At 38.4% G+C, this 24,554-nt stretch carries 28 protein-coding genes and 1 riboswitch; of the genes, 10 read left to right on the top strand and 18 right to left on the bottom strand.

What is annotated here, in order from left to right; genetic code table 11:
* The first annotated feature begins 47 nt into the window (after positions 1-47).
* From QE450_RS15085 to QE450_RS15095, 3 genes are all read left to right on the top strand, one after another.
* A complete protein-coding gene (locus QE450_RS15085) occupies positions 48-275 on the top strand; it encodes a hypothetical protein (protein ID WP_204826813.1) in 228 nt (75 codons plus the stop codon).
* A gap of 199 nt (positions 276-474) precedes the next feature.
* Positions 475-1,071 carry a hypothetical protein gene (locus QE450_RS15090; protein ID WP_307300270.1) on the top strand — a complete coding sequence of 199 codons (597 nt, stop codon included), beginning with the start codon at positions 475-477 and terminating at the stop codon, positions 1,069-1,071.
* Between the two features lie 291 nt (positions 1,072-1,362).
* Positions 1,363-2,151, top strand: a complete 789-nt coding sequence (locus tag QE450_RS15095; RefSeq protein WP_307300273.1) for a hypothetical protein — start codon at positions 1,363-1,365, stop codon at positions 2,149-2,151.
* 100 nt (positions 2,152-2,251) lie between these two features.
* Here QE450_RS15095 and QE450_RS15100 read toward each other — a convergent pair whose 3' ends face one another.
* The 3 genes from QE450_RS15100 to QE450_RS15110 all read right to left on the bottom strand — a co-directional run bounded on the left by QE450_RS15100 (position 2,252) and on the right by QE450_RS15110 (position 4,973).
* On the bottom strand, positions 2,252-3,025 hold the full coding sequence (locus QE450_RS15100; RefSeq protein ID WP_307300276.1) for a hypothetical protein: 774 nt from the start codon (positions 3,023-3,025) through the stop codon (positions 2,252-2,254).
* A gap of 126 nt (positions 3,026-3,151) precedes the next feature.
* Positions 3,152-3,703 carry an NADPH-dependent FMN reductase gene (gene ssuE / locus QE450_RS15105; RefSeq protein ID WP_307300279.1) on the bottom strand — a complete coding sequence of 184 codons (552 nt, stop codon included), beginning with the start codon at positions 3,701-3,703 and terminating at the stop codon, positions 3,152-3,154.
* A gap of 22 nt (positions 3,704-3,725) precedes the next feature.
* Positions 3,726-4,973, bottom strand: coding sequence for an acyl-CoA dehydrogenase family protein (locus QE450_RS15110; protein ID WP_307300282.1), 1,248 nt, complete (start codon positions 4,971-4,973; stop codon positions 3,726-3,728).
* A 134-nt stretch (positions 4,974-5,107) separates the two neighbouring features.
* Here QE450_RS15110 and QE450_RS15115 point away from each other — a divergent pair, with 134 nt between their 5' ends.
* Both QE450_RS15115 and QE450_RS15120 read left to right on the top strand, forming a co-directional pair.
* Positions 5,108-5,668: a TetR/AcrR family transcriptional regulator gene (locus tag QE450_RS15115; RefSeq protein ID WP_373461985.1), complete on the top strand. Its 561-nt coding sequence runs from the start codon at positions 5,108-5,110 to the stop codon at positions 5,666-5,668.
* Positions 5,669-5,743: 75 nt separating this feature from the next.
* The gene (locus QE450_RS15120; protein ID WP_307300284.1) at positions 5,744-6,121 is read left to right on the top strand and encodes a cupin domain-containing protein; all 378 of its coding nucleotides are present in this window, start codon (positions 5,744-5,746) and stop codon (positions 6,119-6,121) included.
* 564 nt (positions 6,122-6,685) lie between these two features.
* Here the strand turns inward: QE450_RS15120 and QE450_RS15125 are convergent.
* A complete protein-coding gene (locus QE450_RS15125) occupies positions 6,686-7,048 on the bottom strand; it encodes a HesB/IscA family protein (RefSeq protein ID WP_204826821.1) in 363 nt (120 codons plus the stop codon).
* A gap of 456 nt (positions 7,049-7,504) precedes the next feature.
* Here QE450_RS15125 and mqnE point away from each other — a divergent pair, with 456 nt between their 5' ends.
* Together mqnE and QE450_RS15135 are read left to right on the top strand one after the other, a co-directional pair.
* Complete coding sequence (gene mqnE / locus QE450_RS15130) at positions 7,505-8,611, top strand: aminofutalosine synthase MqnE (protein WP_273613502.1); 1,107 nt, start codon at positions 7,505-7,507, stop codon at positions 8,609-8,611.
* A gap of 322 nt (positions 8,612-8,933) precedes the next feature.
* The gene (locus tag QE450_RS15135) at positions 8,934-10,010 is read left to right on the top strand and encodes an NAD(P)/FAD-dependent oxidoreductase (protein WP_273613503.1); all 1,077 of its coding nucleotides are present in this window, start codon (positions 8,934-8,936) and stop codon (positions 10,008-10,010) included.
* A 79-nt stretch (positions 10,011-10,089) separates the two neighbouring features.
* Here QE450_RS15135 and QE450_RS15140 read toward each other — a convergent pair whose 3' ends face one another.
* Complete coding sequence (locus QE450_RS15140) at positions 10,090-10,344, bottom strand: YuzB family protein (protein ID WP_273613504.1); 255 nt, start codon at positions 10,342-10,344, stop codon at positions 10,090-10,092.
* Positions 10,345-10,520: 176 nt separating this feature from the next.
* Here QE450_RS15140 and QE450_RS15145 point away from each other — a divergent pair, with 176 nt between their 5' ends.
* Positions 10,521-10,766: a NifU family protein gene (locus tag QE450_RS15145; protein ID WP_273613505.1), complete on the top strand. Its 246-nt coding sequence runs from the start codon at positions 10,521-10,523 to the stop codon at positions 10,764-10,766.
* A 120-nt stretch (positions 10,767-10,886) separates the two neighbouring features.
* Here the strand turns inward: QE450_RS15145 and QE450_RS15150 are convergent, their stop codons facing one another.
* Entirely contained in the window at positions 10,887-11,657 is a 771-nt protein-coding gene (locus QE450_RS15150) for an SDR family oxidoreductase (protein ID WP_274171929.1), read from the bottom strand.
* 234 nt (positions 11,658-11,891) lie between these two features.
* Between QE450_RS15150 and ybaK the strand changes: the two genes are divergently transcribed.
* Both ybaK and QE450_RS15160 read left to right on the top strand, forming a co-directional pair.
* Positions 11,892-12,368, top strand: a complete 477-nt coding sequence (ybaK, locus tag QE450_RS15155) for a Cys-tRNA(Pro) deacylase (RefSeq protein ID WP_274171928.1) — start codon at positions 11,892-11,894, stop codon at positions 12,366-12,368.
* 159 nt (positions 12,369-12,527) lie between these two features.
* Positions 12,528-13,034: a hypothetical protein gene (locus tag QE450_RS15160; protein ID WP_307300295.1), complete on the top strand. Its 507-nt coding sequence runs from the start codon at positions 12,528-12,530 to the stop codon at positions 13,032-13,034.
* A 128-nt stretch (positions 13,035-13,162) separates the two neighbouring features.
* Here the strand turns inward: QE450_RS15160 and QE450_RS15165 are convergent, their stop codons facing one another.
* The 12 genes from QE450_RS15165 to QE450_RS15215 form a co-directional block, all read right to left on the bottom strand.
* On the bottom strand, positions 13,163-13,996 hold the full coding sequence (locus tag QE450_RS15165; protein ID WP_273613509.1) for a MetQ/NlpA family ABC transporter substrate-binding protein: 834 nt from the start codon (positions 13,994-13,996) through the stop codon (positions 13,163-13,165).
* 133 nt (positions 13,997-14,129) lie between these two features.
* On the bottom strand, positions 14,130-14,798 hold the full coding sequence (locus QE450_RS15170; RefSeq protein WP_204826828.1) for a methionine ABC transporter permease: 669 nt from the start codon (positions 14,796-14,798) through the stop codon (positions 14,130-14,132).
* Positions 14,798-15,814, bottom strand: a complete 1,017-nt coding sequence (locus tag QE450_RS15175; protein WP_301263370.1) for a methionine ABC transporter ATP-binding protein — start codon at positions 15,812-15,814, stop codon at positions 14,798-14,800. The genes QE450_RS15170 and QE450_RS15175 overlap by 1 nt, the downstream gene beginning before the upstream one ends.
* A gap of 183 nt (positions 15,815-15,997) precedes the next feature.
* A riboswitch (SAM riboswitch) is annotated at positions 15,998-16,146 on the bottom strand.
* Between the two features lie 179 nt (positions 16,147-16,325).
* The gene (locus tag QE450_RS15180; RefSeq protein ID WP_307300304.1) at positions 16,326-17,291 is read right to left on the bottom strand and encodes a COX15/CtaA family protein; all 966 of its coding nucleotides are present in this window, start codon (positions 17,289-17,291) and stop codon (positions 16,326-16,328) included.
* A 273-nt stretch (positions 17,292-17,564) separates the two neighbouring features.
* On the bottom strand, positions 17,565-17,825 hold the full coding sequence (locus QE450_RS23575) for a DUF3139 domain-containing protein (protein WP_373461986.1): 261 nt from the start codon (positions 17,823-17,825) through the stop codon (positions 17,565-17,567).
* Positions 17,826-17,881: 56 nt separating this feature from the next.
* Positions 17,882-18,556, bottom strand: a complete 675-nt coding sequence (locus QE450_RS15185) for a hypothetical protein (protein ID WP_307300306.1) — start codon at positions 18,554-18,556, stop codon at positions 17,882-17,884.
* A gap of 402 nt (positions 18,557-18,958) precedes the next feature.
* A complete protein-coding gene (locus tag QE450_RS15190) occupies positions 18,959-19,315 on the bottom strand; it encodes a thioredoxin family protein (protein WP_273613513.1) in 357 nt (118 codons plus the stop codon).
* A gap of 13 nt (positions 19,316-19,328) precedes the next feature.
* Positions 19,329-20,948, bottom strand: coding sequence for a putative polysaccharide biosynthesis protein (locus QE450_RS15195; RefSeq protein WP_307300309.1), 1,620 nt, complete (start codon positions 20,946-20,948; stop codon positions 19,329-19,331).
* Between the two features lie 136 nt (positions 20,949-21,084).
* Entirely contained in the window at positions 21,085-21,570 is a 486-nt protein-coding gene (locus QE450_RS15200) for a DUF456 domain-containing protein (protein WP_273613515.1), read from the bottom strand.
* 76 nt (positions 21,571-21,646) lie between these two features.
* Entirely contained in the window at positions 21,647-22,399 is a 753-nt protein-coding gene (locus QE450_RS15205) for a Cof-type HAD-IIB family hydrolase (RefSeq protein ID WP_273613516.1), read from the bottom strand.
* Between the two features lie 287 nt (positions 22,400-22,686).
* The gene (locus QE450_RS15210; protein WP_301263373.1) at positions 22,687-23,577 is read right to left on the bottom strand and encodes a metal ABC transporter permease; all 891 of its coding nucleotides are present in this window, start codon (positions 23,575-23,577) and stop codon (positions 22,687-22,689) included.
* Positions 23,570-24,487 carry a metal ABC transporter permease gene (locus QE450_RS15215; protein WP_307300315.1) on the bottom strand — a complete coding sequence of 306 codons (918 nt, stop codon included), beginning with the start codon at positions 24,485-24,487 and terminating at the stop codon, positions 23,570-23,572. The genes QE450_RS15210 and QE450_RS15215 overlap by 8 nt, the downstream gene beginning before the upstream one ends.
* Positions 24,488-24,554 lie beyond the last annotated feature (67 nt).

The following is a 24,554-nucleotide window of genomic DNA, read 5'->3' on the forward strand; positions in this document are numbered from 1 at the left end:
TAATCTGTCGGGTATAGGCAGTTTTAAATATAGGAAGGGGAACCCCCATGAAATCGAACAAAAAACACACACTTACTGAAGATATGGACTTTTTTACCGCTGGACTGTCTGGCAGTCTAATTACAGTATGGCAGGAAGATCCTGCTGGCGTATATTGTGAAATTGGACGTGGTTATGTAGAAGCATATACGAATGAATCTGTTCGTGTTCGGAATCTGCAATCTGGAACCAAAAGCTTATACTCTCGTGAATCGACTATGTTTCAAACAGATTGATTAATATTTGATCGTATATGTAAAAGCCAGTTGTCTACTTTTTCTTTGTGAAGAGGAAGTGAGTAACTGGCTTTTTTGCGTTTTTAAAATGATGTTCATTTGAAGTTCATATTACGCATCTATACTACGTGAAGAGGTATAACACCTCGGCTAAATATCACAATAAATGTGTTACGAACTTTAGGAGGAATATAAATTTATGAAAACATTAAAAGTACTTTCCAGTGTCGCTCTTTCCGCAGCTTTGTTAGTAGGTTCCCTCTCTACTCTATCTACAGCTCAGGCCGCTACCACGACCAAGTCGGCAACAACTGTGGCTAAAGATGCCAAAGCTATGAACAATGTATTGATTGGTAAAATCAAATCGATTAGCGGTAGCAAAATTACATTATACAAATCTTCTACACAACCAGATATTCCTGCTGGTAAAGAAGGAACGACTGCTCCAGCAGCGGGCGAAGCGCCTCCTAGTGGTACAGCGCCTGCTGCTCCGCCTACTGGCTCTGCTCCAACCGCAGGAACAGGAACGACTCCACCGACTCAATCTTTCAGTACAACGACAACCAGTATCACTGTAAGCAGTACGACAAGTATCGTCAGTGTAACGCGCGCCGCAGGTAGCACCAAAGCAACAGAAACCAAAAAAACACTATCCAGTCTCAAAGCAGGTGATATTATTTTCGTAACACTAGCTTCAGGTACAACCAAAGCGACCAAAATTGAAATTATGCCTGCTACCACTACTCCAAAAGCAACAACTACCAAATCTACTGCAAAATCAACCACAACAAAATGAACTATAACAAGCAAATGATCATCTAATTTATGATTTAAAAAATATTTTTTAAAATTGTTTTCCCACAAACTGTAAAGCATCTCTTGTTGAAACAATAAGGCAGTGAACCGTTGAAGCTAGCGGTTTGCTGCCTTTTTCTTGCATTTACTGTTGTTTAGACAATTTTATGGTAAAACTCAGGTTTTAATGTTCTATTCATTTTTAGTTCACATTGAGTTCATAATCCCTATCTATACTTCCGTTTAAGGACGTGCCTATTGAACAGTCCTTCAAATTAAAGGAGGTATATTCATGAAGACACTTAAAGTATTATCTAACGTAGCTTTCTCAGCAGCGCTTATTGCAGGTGCTGTAGCAGCTCCATCCGCATTTGCAGCATCTTCTTCAGATCAGTCGAAATCAACATCTGTACAATCACAGCAACGCACGGTACTTGCAGATGCACCTGCATTACCGGATGGAACAACTCCACCAGCTCCTCCAATAGGTGGCCCTACTCCACCTGCACCTGGTAAAGATGGTGGCCCGGGATTGAAAGGTGAAAAAGCAGATGTTATCGGTCAAATTAAATCGATCAGTGGTAATCAAATTACGATCACTGCGCCTGAAAAACCACCACTACCGGCAACAGATCGTAAAGTAAATACGAAATCCAGTTCTAAAAATACGAAATCTTCTACAAAATCATCTGTTAGTAAAGATACGTATAGCAAACCACAAGGACCGTTGCCAGAAGGTACAAGTGTAACGATCAATGTGTATAGTGGCACAGATATTATCAAAACTTCACACAGTCCAGAAAAAGGACATGTCGAAACGACTATTTCGTTATCTGACCTTAACGTTGGTGATCATATTGCTGTAATCCTTGCATCAGATACAAGCAAACAAGCAACGAAAATCGAAGTGCATGAAGCTCCACAACCACCAGCAAATGGAGGCACTCCACCAACGCCACCTGCGCCTAAAGATGGAAGTACTCCTCCTACACCACCAGCTCCACCTGTAGATGGCAGTACCCCGCCTACTCCGCCAGCAGATGCTTCTGCTCCAGTAGCGACAGAAGAATCTTCTTCATAAAATATAATCATTTATCATATCGTTATTGATGGCTAATACGATATATGAATATAGCAAAAAAAAGAGTGAACAATCCTGTTCACTCTTTTTTGCTATATTATTAGTTAGCTGTAGTTGTGGTATCTGTTGTTGAAGATGCCGGACTAGCAGTATCATCTTTCATCTGACCGCCTCTTATTCCACCACCCATCCCGTTAACTATTTGAATCTGGTCTGCTAACGAAGAATCATCAGTGTTTAGCCAGACATTGATAACATCATCTGCTTTGAGATCGGAAAGTGCTTTGGTCGTTGTCGTCATTTCATTATTTTCCATCGTCATTGCAGAGATCACTGTATTATCAGATACAGTAATAGTGACTGTCTCCTCTGAAAACATATTATTTCCGCCTCTACTGCCTTGTTCAGCAGGTGTTGACCCTATTGCGCTATCATTGGTGGTATCCGATGTTCCAGATGCCGCTGGAGCTTGTGAACCTGCATTAGCAGGTACTTGAGCAGACTCTCCATCAGGCGTAGCTGGAGGAACTTGTCCACCATCTGCTGGAGAAGCACCTCCATCACCTGGTTGCCCTTCTGGTGGTGCACTCATACCACCGCCTCTACCTTTTCCCATCTGAGAAGGGTCTATTGTTGATTTGTATAAAGTGATACTATTTCCATCGATAGATTTGATTTTGCCCATTAGATCAGCAGTTGCTTGTTCTGTGCCTCTACTCGGTGTAGCAGTGGCTTGTGTAGTAGAATCAGTTGCAGAAGCGTCTGCTGTACTGGTCGTTGTCTGTGCTGTTAATGCAGTCTCACTATTTGTACTGCATCCAGATAACATAGCGATCGCCATCGTAGTTCCTAAAAGAAGTGTCCATTTCTTCATTCCAATTGCCTCCTTGTGTGTAGCCTGCCATCCTGTAGTGATGTGCTGGCTGTGAAGCTATTGTAAAAGAGGCATATGAACTCCTTGTGAATAGTTATTAAAAAGATTTTAAGGTTTCTGGTTATTCTAGACGGTCATCATTCTATAATTAATCATATCGTTGACAGATTGTTCAACACGTTGCTTCATTTCTTCACTCAGTACAAAATGAATCTGATCTTCATTCTCCTCTATTCGTTCAATCTGATGATCTACGGCAAATACATTTTTGGCAAAACAATAGGCTCCCATTGAAGCCAAGATCGGCTTAACTCCATAATCGATCGATAACAAATTGGATATCGTTCCACCTACCAAATACGTAGCCACTATTTTATGCTCCAACCCTTTTTGCGGTAACAGATCAATATAAGCTTTGACCAGTCCAGTTAATGTTGTTTTGTATACAGGACTGACTATAATGATTCCTGTAGCTTCTGCAACTTGTGCATTAGCTTCTAAAATAGCCTTACTGCCAAAATGAGCATACATCACATCTTCTGCTGGCAATGTAGCTACTTGGATAATAGATACTTCATAGCCGTGATCTATCAACAATTTTGCAGCATAATCGACCAGTCCGTTCACACGAGACTTCTTATTAGGGCTACCTGAAATAATCGTGATTTTGTTCATCATATAGCATCTGCACCTTTCTCAATTAGACTGTTAAGATCGGTCGATACGAAAGAGTCAGTAGATTTTGAGGGGGTAAGCCTAATAAGATACGTCCATACAATTCAAGTCCAGTCGATGCAGTGGTCAGTGCATGATTCGCTCCACCGCGAATATCGCGATAAATTTGAGAAAGTGGGTTAGAATCAGCGATGACACTACCACCACTTTCGACCATCAACATATCGACACTTTCAGTACATAACATAGCCGCATAACCAATATCCGTTTGAATTTGGGCAAATTCTTTTTCAGTAAATGGCTGTTTCTTCTGAATATGATACTCAAGACTTTCGATCGAACGATTAATATGCAGGTGAGCGGATTCAATCTTCATCGCTGCAAGCCCTACTTTATACTGAATATGCCCTACTTCTGCTTGTATGCTGTGAGTAGTCATTGTTATTCCTTTGCGAGTGGCTGTCTCAACAAAATACTCCAAACCACCTCTAGCCAAACCAAGAATAGCGCTAATGCCTGTAGTTAATGTCGAAATAATAAGAGTATACGGTTTGTATTGGTTGATATGTTCTGATTCATTGGATAGAACATTCATATTTGTATACATATTTTCGCTTTGATCCACGATATATTTATCAGGAATAAATACATTATGAATTTGTATGCTATTACTAGACGAACCTCGCAGACTCATCGTATACCAGTCATCTATAATCGTCACTTCACTCATCGGAACCACTGCTAATAACATACTCGCATTGTCTTTCACCGACCGATTATCTCTTAGATTCAATAAAGCGTGAGTAGCATGTTTAGAACCGGAAGCAAATCCCCATACACCTTGTTCCACTAGATACCCACCATCTACTTTTTGAAAATCAACTTTACGTCCTTGTAAAACAGAACAGAATCGCACTTCCTCTTCTTCTTCAAAAATCAAATCTAACACTTGAGGGCTTAAAGACAATGTTGCATTAAAATTATTGCCATTAATAATCTGTACTACCCAACCTACTGAACCATTCCCTTTAGCCACCTCAGAAATAATTTCGACTAAAGCCCGGATACTTACTTCATATCCACCATACTTTTTAAGCGTTCCTAATTTAAATAATCCTGCCGCAGCAAGTTGTTCAATAAGTTCTTCCGGAATGTGTCGATCTTCATCAATTTGCTGTCCGAACTTTCTCAACACTGGAAATAAATCAGTAGCACGTTGTAATAATTGTTCTTCCTCGTTGGTAAGTTGATGTCGTACATCTAAGTTGCTCATATTTATCTCTCCTCTTTTTATACACATGTATATTTAATTGATGTTTGTAGTTTAAATAGTATGATGTATAATAAGTCGCAGCAAGAATCAAAATCATAAATATGTAGAATAACAATACAGATAGGAGAATTTGTATGGATAAAAAGAAAGAAGATCTTAGAGTAAAACGTACACATAAGTTGTTACAGCAATCATTATTAGAGTTGATCGAAAAACAATCTTTTGAAACGATAACCGTCAAACAAATTTGTGATCTAGCTATGGTTCATCGGACTACGTTTTATACTCATTTTGATGACAAATTCCAATTACTTTCGCATACGCTACAACAGATTGCAGAACAAGAATTCAAATTAGCGCAGCATACGCCTACAGAAATCTTTCAAGAACTACTTGCGGTTACAACAAAACATAAAAACTTATTTTCACAACTGTTATCCGAAGAAAAAGATTCATTACGTAATATTATCCGCCGTGATATGGGAAATGGTATTAAAGAATATGTAACTGCTCATTCTACACATATGAGTGCTATCGATATTGAGATTACTGTAGAGGCTTATGTAGGAGCTGTCTTAGGTGTACTTCATTGGTGGATCGACAATAAAATGCCGATCGATCAAGCTGAACTGCATACCAAGTTAAAATTGCTAATGAACTGGGATTTTCTCAAACTACAAAACGTTAAAGATTAATATCGAATTCGTGTTAAAATATACGATATCTATAAGATTTGATCCTATACATAGTTGCAGAATGGAGTGTTGATGATGTTAAACGTACTAAATCCTACCAATATTGCAGAAGAATTAGCCAAAATTACAGAGCACTGGTCACCACGAATCATTGGACAGGTAAACGATCAATATGTCAAAGTCGCTAAAGTAAAAGGTGAACTGGTCTGGCATCAACACGATCATGAAGATGAGTTATTTTTAGTGGTCTATGGCAGCATTGTGATTCGTCTCCAAGATGCTGAAGACATCACTTTGCAAAAAGGGGAATTCTATATTGTCCCTAAAGGAACGATGCATAATCCGCTCGCGGAAGAAGAATGCGGATTAGTCTTGATCGAATCTGTAAGTACCAAGCATACCGGCGATGTAGAATCTCCATTAACCAAGTCGATCGAAGACCAACTGTCATAATACTTATCATCTACTCACCAAGGAACTGTTGCATATGTGGAGTAAAGACGGAAGTATTGCCCTTATTGGAACGTTTCTATCCATCATTGGTAATAGTATGATCCTCGCTGAACATCCTTATGGCAGAACATTAGTGCTGATCAGTATCTATGTTACAAGTGCCGGATTAATTTTTTTAATGGTTCAGAAATACCGTAAACGGAAATCTAAGATTTAAAATATAAAAAGCGAAGCCTATTAAAATTAGGGTTCGCTTTTTTATATCTATTTCGATATTCTATTCAAATTCCTTTTCCCGTTCAATCTAACCTTTATTGAAAAAATAAAAGATCACTTACTTTCCAAGCTAAGAAAAACATACCTACTGCTGCCAAATACACCCCGCCCATAAATGCCCATGCGTGCTCATCTATTTTCGCCATGATCGTATCCTCCTTTGTACAATTTCGCTGTATTTTCAATTCTAATTACAGGTATGTCTTGATCTTGTATACAAAAAAAAGACCCCGAAATGACGTGAATGTACGCTTTCGAGGTCTTCTTATACTCATGTCATGTGTTCACTTAATCTTCACAAGGTTGAGCCAATACTTCATCTTCTTCGCGTGTACGGAAACTTGATCCGCAACCGCATGTTGCTACAGCATTGGGGTTATGAATCGTAAATCCACCACTCATGCCTGATTCTTCAAAATCCACTTCCAAACCGTTCAAGTATTTCAAATCTTCTTTATCCACAACGACTTTCATATCTTGAATAGTCATATATATATCTTTATCCGTTTCTTCGCTATCAAAGCCCATGGCATAAGAGAATCCACTGCAACCGCCAGGGTTAACACCGATGCGTACGAATAGACCGGGTATGTCTTGATCTTCCATAATGCCTTTCATGCGCGAAGCTGCTGCGTCACTAATTGTAATCAATGATATCCCCTCCTTTTCTTTTTCATTATACTCTTCTGTTCCACTGCACTCAAGGCTTATTCATTACGTATAATCTTTCATTTTTTAAGTAATTGTATTGCCCGCGTTACATGAGAGGTTTATAATGGGTAAGTGAAGGATGACAGGAAATGTCGAAATTCTGTCAAAAACAAAACATCGTTACACCTTATGTGCCGTTGTAACTTTTTTCACATTAATTCTTCAAATCAGGTGACTATGTTATGTAATTTGTTGTATATTATATAGTATGCGTTCAAAGATGAAGTTATTTTGGCATTTTTATTGTTAGGATTCACAGCATATATGGTGTGCTTTTTTTAATTGCTATTATTCATTGACTCCTTATTGGTGTAAGACAATGACAAGAGCGTCTTACAAGATTCGGACATCACAGAAGATAGACAGAAGTTTTAAGGAGAACAGGAGGAACCTAGCATGTCTACTATTATTACACCGCAAACCGATACTCGTATGGCAGAAATTTTCCACAAAGTCCGTACTGGTGAGCGTTTATCTATTGAAGATGGGGTATATCTATATGAGAGTGACGATATTCTAACCATCGGACAAATGGCAAATGAAGCGAACTTACGCAAAAATGGTAAAAAGGTTTATTTTATTGAAAATATGAGTCTATATTTTACCAATGTATGTGAAGCTCATTGCGCATTTTGTAACTTCCGTAAAGACGAAGGCGAAGAAGGTTCTTATACACTAAGTGGTCAGGAAATGGTTGATTATGTTCAACAACATTACCATCCTGGCGTTCGTGAATTCCATATTGTTGGAGGTCATAACAACAATGTACCTTTCCAATATTATGTTGATTCTCTTCAAGCGCTCAAAGAAGCTTTTCCAGATGTAGTACTGAAAGCATACACTGCGGCTGAAATTGATTTCTTTACACGTATTAGTGGATTGAATATTGAGCAAGTCCTCACCAAATTACGTGAAGCAGGTTTGCAATCGTTAACCGGTGGTGGCGCAGAGATTTTATCTGACGAATATCGCAAAAAAATGCGTGTCGACAAAGCAAATGTTGATCGTTATCTAGAAGTGCATCGTACTGCTCACAATATGGGTATGCGTACACACACAACGATGTTATACGGTTCAATTGAAAGCTATGAAGATCGTATTCGTCATATGGTACAAATTCGTGAGTTGCAAGACGAAACGAATGGATTCCTGGTCTTTATTCCATTGTCTATGCAACCGAAAAGTAAAAATGCAAGTATTATGCGTCGTAACTCGGCTTATGAAGATTTGAAAACAATCGCAATCAGCCGTCTGATGCTTGACAATATCGATCATATCAAAGCATATTTCATCAACATTGGTACTCAGTTAACACAAATGGCTTTGACTTTCGGTGCTTCTGATGCTCACGGTACCATTATCAAAGAACGTATCAGTCATGCAGCAGGTGCTTTGACTCCAGAAGGTCTAACTCGTAAAGAGTTGATCTGGCTTATCAAAGGTGCAGGACGTATTCCTGTAGAACGTGATACTTTCTACAACGAAATTCAAGTATACGAATAGTCTTTACGTCTATTCAACATTTCATCATACCCCGGGCTTTACTTAATCATACAGATACTTTCATACCCCGGGCTTTACTTAATCATACAGTGGATACTTTCTATATATCCTATCGCTGTATCTTAGAAGTAAAGCCCGTTTATACGCCTTGAAGCTGGCAATGTTTGGCTTTTAGGGCAAAAAAGGCATCACCCGGCTCACCGCTTTGCCTTCTCTGCGCCGGATGACTTGCCTCTATGTTTATGATTTTTGAAATCATTATGACTACGGGGATCATGTACGATTCTCATCTATTTATTATCTACCAGAAGGAGAAGATATCATGAAAAGTTTAGTTATACTCGGTGCAGGTTACGGTGGAGTTACACTAGCCCACGAATTATTAGATCACAAGATTCCAGCAGACACACAAATTATTTTAGTAGACCGTATGCCTTTCCAGGGGCTTAAAACAGAATATTATGCTTTAGCAGCAGGTACTGCTTCTGATCTTGAATTACGAGTAAAATTCCCAACACATGCCAAAATCACTACTCGTTATGGTGATGTAACAGGGATTAATTTAGAAGATAAAGTCATTTCATTTGAAGATGGCGAACCGCTGACTTATGATCAAATGGTGATCGCTTTAGGTTGTACCGATAATTTCCACGGTGTCCCTGGTGCTGCTGAATATACCAGTACGATTCAATCGTTCACAGCTACTCGTGATACGTACTTAAAAATTAATAATTTACCACCTCAAGCTACTGTGAATATCGTAGGTGGAGGATTAAGCGGAATAGAGATTGCAGCAGAGATTCGCGAAAGTCGTGAAGATCTAAATGTGCGTATTCTGGATCGTGGTGAGCGTCTATTGTCTTCCTCTCCTCCACGTCTATCTAAATATGTAGAAGAATGGTTCCGCGAGCATAATGTAGAAGTTCGCAATCATATCAATATTAGTCGTGTTGAAGGGACTTGTGTCTACAACGGTGAATCCGAGCGTATTACTGCGGATGTAACAGTCTGGACAGCAGGTATTCGTCCTGTTCCATTGATCGATGAATTGAACGTCAACCAAGATAACTCTGGACGTGTAATTTTAGATGAATTTTACCGGATTCCAGGTCGTCCTGAAGTATTCGTATGTGGAGATTGTGCTTCTCTTCCTTTCGCAGCTAGTGCACAGGCGGCTGAAGCTCAAGCAGAACAGATTGCTAATGTAATCGTCGCAGGTTGGAAAGGTGAACAACCAAAAGTACATCCATTGAAATTAAAAGGTACACTGGGTGCTCTAGGTAAAAAATCCGGATTCGGTACAGGATTTGGATTCGGTGGCAAAAGTTCTGTTACCGGTAAAGTGCCTCGCCTTCTAAAAAGTGGTGTGCTCTGGATGTCCAAACATCATTTCGGCTAGGATGACTTTTTACTTCATCCCGACTGTATAGTGATATTTAGCATGGTGTTGTTGCTGATTGCATAGAAAAAAGCTGATCTCAATCTAAATCGAGATCAGCCCAAGCATCAGCTTCATTAATTTTTTCCAAAATTAATGTATATAATGTGTCAGCATCTTCTGATGCGACAATTTCTCCGTTTACTAGAGCATATGGCATGGCATAACATTGGCCACAGTTACCTAAACAGCCGTATTCTATAATATCATAGTCAGGTTCTGCTTCTAATTTCTTCATTACCTGATCTGTACCTGTATGCATATTGCTCTGGCAAAACTCAATAATCGGTCTCATGGTTGTATTCCTCCAATCGTTGTTACCTTGAACATCATACTATAAAATGTGTCTAAATATACGCTTATATTGTCATTTTCATAAAGAAATTTGAAATGAGTATAAAAATCATTGCGTAAATGCTGAAATTTTGGTGTATTTATACTATAATATAGTTACGAAAGGAGTTGAACAATATGAGTGAAAGTGTACAAGTAGAAATGTACGATGAAGTATTGGAAGTTCTGGACAAATTGCGTCCATTCTTGCAACGCGATGGCGGCGACGTTGAATTGGTAGACGTTGAGGATGGTATCGTTAAGCTTAAGTTGATGGGAGCTTGTGGTAGTTGCCCAAGTTCAACAATCACGCTTAAAGCGGGTATCGAACGCGCCCTTTTCGAAGAAGTTGAAGGTGTGGAAGAGGTTGTCCAAGTATTCTAATTCAGACTTTTCTATACAGAGGTAATCATAGATTGCCTTCGTGGCATAACAAAAAGCGTCTTGTTTCCTTCGGGGAACAGGACGCTTTTTTGGTTGTTTTTTAGCTACTATTGCAACTGTTTACCCTTTGATATAAGGGCGAATCGGATCAAGTCCACCGGAAATATCCATAATATTGCCTGTAATGAAATCAGAATCCGAATGGCATAGATACGAGATCACACGTGCAATATCTTCTCCACTTCCAGGACGACCTCTTGGTGTTTCATCATCGCTTAGATGAAGTACATCGGCGATCCGCTTTTCTTTGTTATCTCCACGAATATCTCCGGGACAGATCATATTAATCGTAATCGCATTTTCAGCTTCTTCTACAGCTAACGTTTTGGTAAAAGAAACTAATCCTACTTTGGCGGCGGCATAGACAGCACGCTGAGGCCATGATCTGGATTCAGCAGCATGTCCAAACCCAAAATGAATAATCCGTCCCCATTTCTGCTGACGCATATGAGGTAATACACGATGATCTAATAACATCGCTCCAATAAGATTGCCTTGCATTAACGACATAATCTCTGTCCGCTCATAATCAGCGAATAAACGGCGTTCCCGGATAAAAGGGCCTGCATTATTGACAAGAATATCAATACCGCCTAATTGTTGTTCTACTTCGTCTACAAGCTGGTCTATGTCTTCTTCGATAGAGATATCTGCTTGTACAGCAATACAGCGTACGCCCATATTTTCAATGCGAGATTGTAGATGCACAGCCTCTTCATGACTATTCATATAATTTAAAGCAATATCACAGCCTTGACTCGCTAGCGTAAGCGCCGTCATTTTTCCTAATCCTTTGGCACTGCCTGTAATCAGGGCAATTTTCCGATCCAAAAAAGTTCCTCCTCTAGACAATGCTATCGCATATCTTCTACTATATTGCGCTTCTATCATATAATACGTTTGTATTGTAGCTTTTGGATGATACTTATTCTTATCTAGTGTACAGACCTTAACCTATAGATGTCAAAAGGATCACCAAACAACACCGTATATAGGACTACGAATGACGAAAAGATAGTTTATAATAGATGTATTACGCTTTTTTTGGATAAGGAGGTACATTCAATGAGTACTAGCAAAACAAATGCAATGCGTATTTTAGACAAAGAAAATATTGCATACGAGATTATTGAATACGATAATAAAGACGGCAAAATTCATGGTAATGCAGTTGCCGCCAAAATTAATAAACCACCTGAAATGGTATTTAAAACATTGGTCACGCAAAACAAACATAACTTGTTTATTTTTGTGATTCCAGTAGGAGCAGAATTAGATCTAAAAAAAGCAGCTAAAGCAGCAGGTGAAAAAAAATTGGATATGCTACCTGTGAATGAATTGCAGAAATGGACAGGTTATATTCGAGGGGGCTGTTCTCCTATCGGAATGAAGAAATTGTATCCTACTTTTATTGATGAAGAAGCTATGATCTTAGAAACGATGATTGTCAGCGCAGGCAAAATTGGAATGCAAGTAGAACTCGCTCCACAGGATCTTGTAGATGTAACTCAAGCAAATTTTACTCCATTGGTTCATCAATAAATAGTTTGCATATTTTATATAATGTTTGATCATTTATCCTCCTATTTTAATGGCATCATAAAGCTAAATAACATCGGTGTATATCAAAAAAGGAGGTTACATAACACGTTATAATCATTACATCATCCACTTCAATAAAACAGAAAGGAAAATTTAATAATGAGAAGTCTCAAAAAGTTATTATATGTACCTTTAGTTTTATCTATATCATTAGCTACTTCTAGTTCTGTATTTGCAGGTACCGCAACTAGCCATCATGTGTTACACCATTCTGTGAATCGTTCTACTCTAACGCACACACAGATAGACAACCTAGTAACCTATCAACAGACCCGTTTTACTTCAAAAGTTAAAGGGTTACCACAACAGACATTTATACTCTCTGGAGGTCAAGCTAATATTCCTTTTACATATCAAAATCATGTAGATATAAAATTGATCTTGAAAAATACAGGCAAGCAAACAATCGATTACGAAATTAACTTTCCTGATGATACCAGAAATCTTATGAAATCTAGTTTAGTACCTGGTCAGCAACAACAATGGAATTTACCTTTATATGATGTATATAGACAAGCTTCGTGGGGGCTGTGGAACATCTTTGCGGTAACTACCGATGGATCTACAGGAAAATTAAAAGTACAGGCAAGTGTTGTAAATGATTAAGGTAAAACGATCGATCCATCGATCAGCGAAATACTAGATAAAAAAATAAGGTTATAGCCCGTTATCATTTGTATTTGATCACAAATCATAACTTTGGCTATAACCTTATTTTTATTTGTACATTTTAATTAAAATGCTGGGATTACAGCACCATTGTACGTATCTTCGATGAATTTTTTAACATCATCAGAAGTTAAAGCTTTTTTCAATTTTTCGATAGCTGCATCATTTTGGTTGTCTTCACGAGTAACTAAATAGTTAGCATATGGTGCGCTACTTGTTTCAGTCAACAATGCAGATTTAGGATCGATTTTAGCTTCTAATACATAGTTCATGTTGATCATACCCATATCGACTTGACCTAATTGTCTAGTGATAAAAGCCGCATCCATCGGTGTAAATTTAAAGTTTTTTGGATTAGCTGTAATATCTTTTACAGAAGAAGTGATGTTTGTTTTGTCTTTCAATTCAATCAATCCATTGTTAGCCAACAAGATCAAAGCGCGTGCTCCATTAGATACTTCATTAGGGATTGCGATATTTGCACCGTCTGGCAATTCATCGATTGATTTATATTTTGTAGAATACGCACCGAAAGGCTCGATGTGCACAGGTTGTACAGCTTTTAAAGTCATACCACGAGATTTGTTTTGCTCTTCAAGGTAAGGCAATGTTTGGAAGTAGTTTGCATCTAACTGTTTGCCGTTCAATTGAACGTTAGGTTGAATATAATCTGTAAATTCGACAACTTGTAAATTTACGCCTTCTTTAGCAAGTGCAGGTTGAATATGTTTTAAGATTTCAGCGTGAGGTACAGCTGTTGCGCCTACTTTCAATGTTACGGTTTCTGCTCCGCCTTCTGTTGTTCCTGTTGCTGCTGTGTTGTCTGCTGCTTTGTTACCGCAAGCAGATACGATAGCAACCAACATAATACTTAGCAAAATCAAAGTCCATTTTTTCATCTTCTCTACCCCTTTATTAGTTTTGGATTGGTATACGTATATGATACAAATGCTGAATATTTGTGATTATCTATCATCGTATAAATATTCAGCAGAATAACTACTCTATGCTCAATCTCTTTTGTATTACTGTTTATCTTCTCGAAAAATGAACCACTAGACGATCACCAAGCATTTGTAGAATTTGAACAATAATAACCATGATGACTACAGCCACTAGCATGATCGCTGTATCATAGCGATAATAACCATAGTTGATTGCAAGTGTTCCAAGTCCTCCTGCGCCAATCATCCCTGCCATCGCTGTATTAGAGACTAGTGCAACCACAGTAACCGTTAAACCTGCTAGTAGCCCTGGCATTGCTTCACGTACAAGTACGCGCGTTATAATCTGCCACAACGAAGCTCCCATCGCATTCGCTGCTTCAATCACACCACGATCGACTTCACGAAGTGCTGTTTCGACCAATCTAGCAAAAAACGGTGCGGCAGCAATAACTAATGGTGGGATCGTTCCAAGTACACCAATCGTTGTTCCTACTAGAATTTGCGTTAATGGTAAGATCGCCACAATCAGTATAATAAATGGAACCGAACGCAAAATATTAACGATAAACGCGATCACTGCATAGAAATAACGCACCCATGCTACAGTAGAACGCCCTGTAATAAATAACAAAATACCTAATGGCAATCCTAGAATTAATGTAAATAATCCAGAAGCGCCTACCATTTTGAGTGTATCTAAGGTCGCTGTACCGAATTCATTCCAATCAATTTGTGAGAAATCTAATTCACCCATCAGTTGATCACCTCCACATCGAGACCTTCAGCGGTCAATCCATCGAGTGTACGCTTAATGTCTCCTTCTGTTCCTTCAAAGCGAACAATCAACTGTCCATACGGTACATTTTTTAACGTTGAAATCGTTCCTTGCAAAATAGCAAAATCGACTCCAGTTTGACGTACCGTTTGCGAAAGGATCGATTCATACGTTTTATCTCCCAAGAAAGACACTTTGACAGTCAATGAATTAGGAACATTTGGTGCTGTCCATGAAGTAATTAGTAATTCAGCATTATTAGACTCATTTAAAATAAAATCACGTGTCACTTCATGCTGTGGCTTCAAAAAGACATTTGTTACAGGCCCTTGTTCTACAATGCCGCCCCGATGAATAACAGCTACTTTATCACAAATGCTCTGAATAACATGCATTTCATGAGTGATTAAGATGATTGTTAAGTTAAAGCGCTCATTGATATCGACCAGCAATTTTAAAATCGAATTTGTAGTCTGAGGATCAAGAGCAGATGTCGCTTCATCACAAAGCAATACATCAGGGTCACTAGCTAGTGACCGAGCAATACCGACACGCTGCTTTTGTCCACCTGATAATTGAGCAGGATATTTATTGGCATGTTGTTCCAATCCAACTAGAGCGAGCAATTCTTTCACTTTTTCTTTAATGTTGCGTTCCGGTGTTTTGACTAAGCGCAAAGGAAAAGCGATGTTCTCATACACTGTCGCTGAAGATAATAGATTGAAGTGTTGAAAAATCATACCTATTTTGCGTCGTCTTGCTTGTAAGCGCGCTTTGTTCAGCTTGGTCATTTCCACACCATCGATCCATACTTCACCAGAGGTTGGACGTTCTAGTAAATTAATACATCGAATCAATGTACTTTTACCTGCACCGGAGTGACCGATAACGCCGAAAATCTCGCCTTTTTCTATTTTCAAATCTATACCGCTTAACGCAGGGCTTAGATTTTTCCCTTTACCATACGTTTTAGTAATACTTTTTAATTCAATCACAGATAGGTGCTCCTTCCTTGTACTTCTTCATTCCTGCATTCATATTACATTAATCATATATAAACCATCGAATAAGTCGGATATATTCTCGCTATCATATATGTCGGTATTCACTTCTCTCTTCTTTATACAAAAAAAGAACCCTTTCGCAGAAAAGGGTTCTCTATTATTAGAGATACTTCCTTCTCATCTGCCAAAATCGCTATGTACCAATTGCACACGCCATTTTGAAGGAATTAGCACCATGACATTTTGGAAAACTACGTAATAGCTATTCCAAAATCGGTTGCCGGGTTTCATCGGGCCAGTCCCTCCACCACTCTCGATAAGAAAATATGAAAAATTCGAATGAAAATGAAAATCTTTTCTCAGTATAGTGAACTTCACACTCTTTGTCAAAGCAAAAATGAATATTTCCTAAGGAAATTAGAAATTTTTCATCAATTGTTCATCTGACGCAATCTATTGGATGTATATTCACTTTTTATTGCTATCTAAATAGATCATACGGTTATACATTTTGCCCTAATTTGCCACGTGTACCACGACTTAATTGCCATACACGCACACTCATATAACATAACACACCGAATAAAATCTGAATCAACAACGTATGCAACATGCTGGAGAAGAAATACCACTCTGGTATTTTCATCGTTACAATATTCAACATACCACTTAGAATCTGCATGATAATAAATACGATCGCAGTCACTCCAAGCTTACGAATACCTGGATTATATGGATGACGACGGTAGGCATAATGTGCTAGCACTGCAATAACGATTAACAGACTATAAGCGGCTACGCGATGGAAAAATGCTACCGCTACCCCACCGGATAATTCAGGTAAGATAGAACCATTACATAGTAATACGCCAGAACACCCACCTCTAGAATCGGTATGTGTGACAAAGGCTCCTGTATACACCACCATGTATGTGTAGATAGTTGCGAACCATGTTAGATTACGCATTCCTTTACTCACCGGTGGTTCATCTGGAATTGGCAAATCACCTTTTTGCTGATCCATCCGCCTTGCACCAAGCGCCATCATCGACGAACTAGCAAAAGCGATCATTGCAAATCCGAAATGTAGTGCCATGATTGGAGCAGATTGTGAAAACTTAACAGCTAATGCACCCATAGCTGCTTGTACTAGTACAAATAACAATGTAAAAAATGCATAAATTTTAAGTTCACGATGTTTATTGAAAAGCATAAATCCAATAAATGAGAATAGAGCCGTGACTCCGGCTAACCCACTCACAATACGATGAGAATACTCAATTAAAGAAGAAATCGTATGAGAAGGAATAAATTTGCCATGACATAATGGCCATTCGTTTCCACAGCCCAATCCTGAATCAGACTTAGTTACTACCAGTCCACCCATAGTCGCTAAAAACATAACAACACAAGTGATAAAACTCAACCATTTTAAATGCGTAGTTGTTATTCTAAACCTTTTTGCCATTACGAGAATCACCCGCTAGTTATAATATAGTGACATTATTTATAGTCTTTATTTATTATAACGAATTGCTAGTAATCACTACCGTATCCTTTGTGACAAAATATGTTCAATATCTCTTAATAGAGTAGGTATAACTACTCTAGCACTGAACTATTATAAATAAATTTATAATATATTAATTTAATTCTCATAATGTTTCTGAGTATTACCACTATAACCTGTTTGGTCAATATGACCATCATTAAAAATAAAATAGGCATAAATCGTTTTAGGCTAGTCTTTAAAAACCACATTAGCACCATAAGGTGAATTAGATGATGTAAATGAATATATTCCTTCAACTTCCTCAATTTCCGAGCTGGTATAACCTTTTTCATTTATTAAATATTTTTTGATTTGTTCTTCAGCTTTTTCTTTATTTAAAGGATACTCATAAAGCCCTAAATAAATAGTAACTCTTTCCGCAATAACTATTAGAATTGAAAAGCTAGTAATTAGAGTAGCTTTTCTCGATATAATACCTATCTTCCACACTTAAATTAACAAAAAAGACAGCCCATAAAATACTGGGCTGTCTTAAACATCAGAAATTAAAAATTTTGTCCCCAAGCTGTAATTTGTGTAAATCCAGATTGAGTAAGGAAGTAATATGGAGCATAAATTCCGTTCCAATAAGGGGTATGTCCATCAATAGTAATATCAGATCCAAAATAATAGCTATCCCATATAATTTTTGAACAGTAAGTTTCTTTTTCGTAAGATCCAATAGTATTCACTAATCCATAATGAACCTTACCTTTATAAGTATGGTAATAATTTTTAGCCCAAGCAGCTGCTTTAGAAGCTGCATTAGTATTACTATATCGCATAACTCTAACATTTTTGCTATTCCATTGTGTCATATTTTCTGCTGCTAGATCATTGTTATATCCGTTAATAGTAACTACTGTACCTTGATCATTAACTACGATTCCAGCATGTCCTGTCAAACCATTTGAGCTAGTACTATTAGTTACTAAAACATCGCCAGGACGAACAGCTAAAGATGTACCTCGATAGGTCAATGTAGATACTGCATTTGCAGCTATTTCAAATGAGTTATTGCTATAAACATTTTGAGTAACTGAAGGAGTAAAAACTTGGGTATTGTTAGTTGAGTAAGTATCAGTAACACTTGTAGAGCTATTTGCATTCACTGTTCCAAAAGAACTTGTATATAGACCTAAAAATAACATGATTCCTATCATTACTTTAAATAATTTCATTTAGTATATATCTCCAATTGCTATTGTATTTCGAAATTTGGCCAACTCGATATTCATATTCTAGTTACCTTGCTAGCAAAAGTACATAGGTCTTAATAAAGCCAAATAATTTTCTGTGAATATTATAGTTGCAAATTATTTGTCGTTTTTTTTACATTTGAGAATTAAAAAGTCGAAATTCAAAAGAAATAGTTTCATTTTCATAGTATAAAAATATTATGAGTAATTAAAATAAATAAGTAAATTTTCTAATTCAATATGTCTTTATTACTATAAAAAAAAATACATAAAAAGACCCGTAAAGATTAGCTTTTGAGAGCGAATCGTTTTACGAGTCTTTTTTTAAAAATTTGTTTATATTGAGTAATAGTAGCTAATCATCTTAAATTAAAATCTAATTTTTTATTCCGCTGTTGATGTAGCTAGTGTCTCATAGACTGCAACAGCGCGATCCAAAAACTGCTCAATTTCTTCGCGAGATTTGCGTGCTTTGTTGACGAAACGTACTAATTCTTTGCCGTTCGCATAAGCTACAAAGCTAGGGATACCCAGAATGTTCTGTTCTTGACTCACATCGCCTGTTGCTTCTACATCTACCTCTACAAGCGTTAGACGATCTGCATACTGACTTTCTACTTCAGGCATAAATGGATCAATATATCGGCAATCTCCACACCAATCTGCTTTGAACACAGCGACAGTTAATTGCGAAGAGTGAGTAACGGTAGTGAAATCTTCTTTACTATTAATCAATTGCATTATGCTATTCCTCCTAATTCTTTTGTAGACGCATCAATGGACGGAAAACTTTACGCAATACTTTTGGATAAGAATCCAGTTCATTCGCTCGAACAACTCTTAGCAGAACAAGCATAACGGGATATACCAATAATATCGCTATTCCTACCATACAACAACCGATAAAAAATGCAACCCGTTCATTCATATAAGCTGTTAATAGAATACCGACCTGATTCAGCAGTAGACCAATTCCACCTAATACCACCACAGTCACAATAAATCCGACCCAACGGTTGCCTAATACAGAGAAAGTTACGATTTGGCGCAATGAACGAATATTCATCCATGTAATAGTGATAAAACATAAAGCTGTTCCTGCAATAATACCGTAGATTCCAATAAACGGAGCTAACGCAAAACTAGCAACTAATTTGACCGCAATACCGATCATGACATGTACCATCGATAAATTCGCTTTGTTGATCCCGATTAACATAGAATTGGTCGTCATCATCGTAATCTGGAAAATCGTACCCAGTGTCAAAGCAGCAATAATACCTGCACCTTCTTGCGTACTAAATAATAATCCATTGACTGAATATGCTGCGGTACTGAAAATCAAAACAATCGGAACACCTGTAAGTACAGAAATTCGCAATGCTAATGTAATTTGATTTTTCAAATGTTCCATTTTGCGACTAGCAAACGCTGCTGAAATAATAGGAATAAGCGATTGACTGAGTGCGATAGCTAAGATCGGTGGAATACCTGCTACACTTTGCGCTCTAGCTCCCAAAATCGCCAGCACATTTGTAGCCATCGCATCTCCTAATTGTCCAATCAATAAAGGTTTGACCAATATACTATCGATAAAATAAACGGCTGGAATCGTTAATGAAGATAGTACGATAGGAATCGATAATTTAAAAATATCACCATAAATTTGCGTTAATGGAATGACTGCATGATCTTTGTCTGATTTAGCATCTATACCTTCTAATTTATCTTGTTTACGCATTTTGAACGCATAGTATAACATCACGGCAAATGCACCTATACTACCAAGCACACTACCAAAAGAAGCACCGGCAGAAGCTTCTACACCACCATATCCTAACTGCAAAATAATATAAGCTAACAAAATAGCTGTAAATACACGTGCGATCTGCTCAACAATTTGAGAGATACCGCCTGCAATCATCAAGTTACGTCCCTGAAAATAACCGCGCATCATCGCAATCATCGGAAATAATAATAAAGATGGAGCGATAGCTCGAATAGCTAAAATCGCTTCAGGCACTTTAGAGCTATACACCGCAAAAAATGGTGCAAAAATATACAAACCTACGGTCATAATTACACCAATCACACCTGCAAATAACAACGCTGCAAAGTAAATGCGTTGTGCTTCTGCAGGTCTACCTAGTGCATAACGTTCAGATACCATTTTACTCAGTGTACTTGGAATACCTGCTGTTGCTACAGCTAATAACATTAAATACAAATTGTTTGCTACAGTAAACGATGCATTCCCTGTTACGCCTAACATATGCTCTAACGGTACACGTTGTACCAAACCTAGCACACGTGCAATTAAAGCAGCAGCAGCTAAAATGACGGTTCCTCTAACAAATGACTCTGTTTTAGACAAAACGTTTCCCCTTTTCTCACGCCCGATCTCAACCATACCAAAAAACCGGAAGGCTGAAATGCCTTCCGGTCTTGGGCTTTTTCAACAACCTCTATTATAGACAACCTATAGTCATCTAAGCAATGCGGGTTATTTTTTAAAATACAAAAATCCAAAGGAAAAAGATCGCAATCATCGCCAATTGCAAAATAATTTTCACAATCATACTCGTAAACAGTCCAAGCATCGTTCCCCAGGCAGCTTTGAGCGATTGTTGAAAATCTTTCCCTGAAATCAACTCACCCAGAATCGCACCGATCAATGGCCCTAAGATCAGACCAAAAGCAGGAATCACAAATGGCCCTACAATCAAACCGATCGTCGATAAAATAACGGTAAGCTTGGTTCCGCCGAACTTTTTGGTTCCGTACGCACCGACGACGTAATCGGCGACAAATAGCACAATCACAATCAAGGTCTGAATAATCCAGAACCAGACATTGTATTCAGCGAATGAGAAAAACCATCCGTATACGAAAAATCCAAAATAAATAGCTAACGCGCCCGGCAATACAGGATAGATAGCACCTGCAATACCGACGATAAATAAAATAATGACTAAGCTCCAACCGAGAATTTCCATCGGTAGGGTTCACTCCTCCCAGTAATCTTTCTATACATATATACTCGAAGAAAGCGTAAAGCGTTGCACAATTTTTTTAGACAAGGATATAATCGCGAATGACTTCGACAATACCATCATCATTGTTAGAACCTACGACTAGATCAGCTGATTCTTTTACAGGTTCTTGTGCATTACCCATCGCTACGCCTAGACCTACCGCTTGAATAACCGCTAGATCGTTTAAGCTATCGCCTACAGCAACCACTTCAGACATATCAATATTCAGCAATTGGCACACTTCGTTAATACCAGCTGCTTTGTTAATACCCAGTGGATTGATCTCCAAGTTATGTGGAGAAGAGTTAGAAATCTCAAGTCCGCCCATATCTTGTAACGCCATCAGAATCTGGTAACGAAGTTCATCGTTTTCCGTATTGTAGCCGAATTTGAGCCATTCGATACTTGTAAGGTCTGTCCCTGGTTCTAACCAGTTATCCCGATTGTGCAGTCCATTTACGGTATAAGCCCAGAACCATACATCTTTTTCAATAGCCAGTTCATACATTTGGCGAATCAAGTCAGGATCGACCAGTGTACGTCGGTGTAGCTCATGAGGTGCTTTCCAGACCTCACTGCCGTTTACTGTTACCATTGGAGTATCTAAGCCTAATTGCTCAGCATACGGCATAGCACTATGCGCTGCGCGTCCTGTAGATAGACATACATGGATACCTTCATCCATCGCTTTATTAATCCATTTAATCGTTTCGAGTGTAATCTCGTGATTATCATTCAATAATGTTCCATCCATATCTAAAGCTAATAACTTATATTTACGTGTTGTCATCTTGTCGTACCGTCCCTTTCTTCGTTCCTATTTCTATGATGATGTGTATGCCATCTACTGGAGTCAGTCAGTTATCATAGGGTATATCAGGCTCATTTTAACATAGATATTACAGCGGTCACAAAAGCTTTTGTAAATTACATGTGAAAAATAATCAAAACACCCTGCAATATTACAGGATGTTTTGCAAATGGTTTACATTTAGGTGTAGACCTATTATATTGCTTCACTTTCTATATGCATAAAATTATTGGAAAGCATAGTTCTACATTGTTCTTATGAAATTCTTATTCAGCGATAGCTACTCCGTTAGAACGTCGTTGACGTAAGCGGCGAATCAATATGCCATGCTTAGGAGAAAATACAAACGCAAATCCGAACAATATACCTGCTACCGTAACAATACTTCCTGCAATCGAAGCATTCAGCACATATGCTGTATAATAACCAATAATAGAGCTAACGACTCCTGTAAGTACGCTATACATCAACATTCTGCCCAGACGATCTGTAAGCAAGTAAGCGGTAGAAGCAGGAATAATCAACATACCGACAACCAATATCGCTCCTACACTTTCAAAAGAAGCCACAGAAGTCATCGACACCATCCCCATTAATAAGTAATGGAATAACATCACCGGAATCCCACAAGCCACAGCCATCGCAGGATCAAATGCTGAAATTTTGAATTGTTTATAGAATAAAGCAAGCAACAATAAAATAATCAATAACGCTGACCCTAACATCCAGACCGAACGTGGCCCCATATCTATCCCATTGGCTGTCCATGTATCCCATTGTACATAAGCAATTTCGCCGAACAATACACAATCGAGATCTAGATCAATATTGCGAGCATTCAGACTGATAATAATAACACCGATCGCGAATAGCGCTGTAAAAATAATACCGATCGACGCATCGGATTGTATGCCTGAATTTTGCAACCATTGAATCAGAAATACAGCAAGCAATCCAAGAGCAGTCGCACCGATCATCATCGCTAACGAATCTCGTGTTCCACTGAGTAGAAAAGCGATCGCAATGCCGGGCAATACTGCGTGACTAATCGCATCACCGATCAATGCCATTTTACGCAAAATAAGAAAACAACCTAGCAGTCCACACGCCGCTGACATCAGACAAGCTGTTAATATGATCCAAAAATCACTACTCATGGCTGATTCCTCCTTGACGATGCCATTGGTCTTTGGTCTGCTTACGTGACCAGAGCTTGGCTAACCATCCACGACGCGGAGCACATAGTGCCGAGATTGCAAAAAATACAGTAGCAGCAAGTACAGTCACGGGACCTGTAGGCAATTGAGATACCATGCCACTCCACAGCGTTCCGATCAGACCACTAAGAGCTCCGAATACACCTGATAGTATGACCATAATATGCAGACGATCTGTCCAAAAGCGTGCAGCAATCGCAGGTGTAATTAATAAGGCAGACATCAAGACTACACCCACTGCTTGAATCCCTGCGACTACGATAATAACGGTCAAAAGCAATAATAATTGTTCTAAAAAAGCGACCGGCAATCCCATTCCTCGTGCAAATCCGGGATCGAAACTGATCAATTTAAATAGTCTAAATAACGCAATGCAGATCACAATCATCAATATACTGATTCCTGCAAGAACATACACATCACTTTGCATCATCGATGCTGCTTGTCCGAATAAGTACTTGTCTAGTCCGCTTTGTCCTCCATCTCCGCTATGTTGAATATGAGTTAGTAACAATACTCCTACTCCGAAAAAGAAAGATAAAATAATGCCCATTGCTGCATCCTGCTTGATACGTGAATATTGTGTGATCCAGCGAATACCGAATGTAGCAATGACACCAGCAACTAATGCACCGATAAAAAAGCCACCTGTCGATTTCACACCGCTTAACATAAAAGCAATACAAATACCGGGCAATGCCGCATGAGCCAGCGCATCTCCGATCAAGCTTTGTTTGCGTAAAACCATAAAGGAACCAATCACTCCACTACTTAACCCTAACAACATACAACCTACAATAATCCAGCGTACATTCGGATCAAGTATCAAAGCTCCTATCGTGTTGAACATACGTTCTCTTCACCCCCGATGCTTATTGTTAGACTCTCTTTATCCATCTGATTTTTTAAATGAATTA

Source organism: Paenibacillus sp. SORGH_AS_0306 (assembly GCF_030819345.1).
Lineage (GTDB): Bacteria > Bacillota > Bacilli > Paenibacillales > Paenibacillaceae > Saccharibacillus > Saccharibacillus kyungheensis.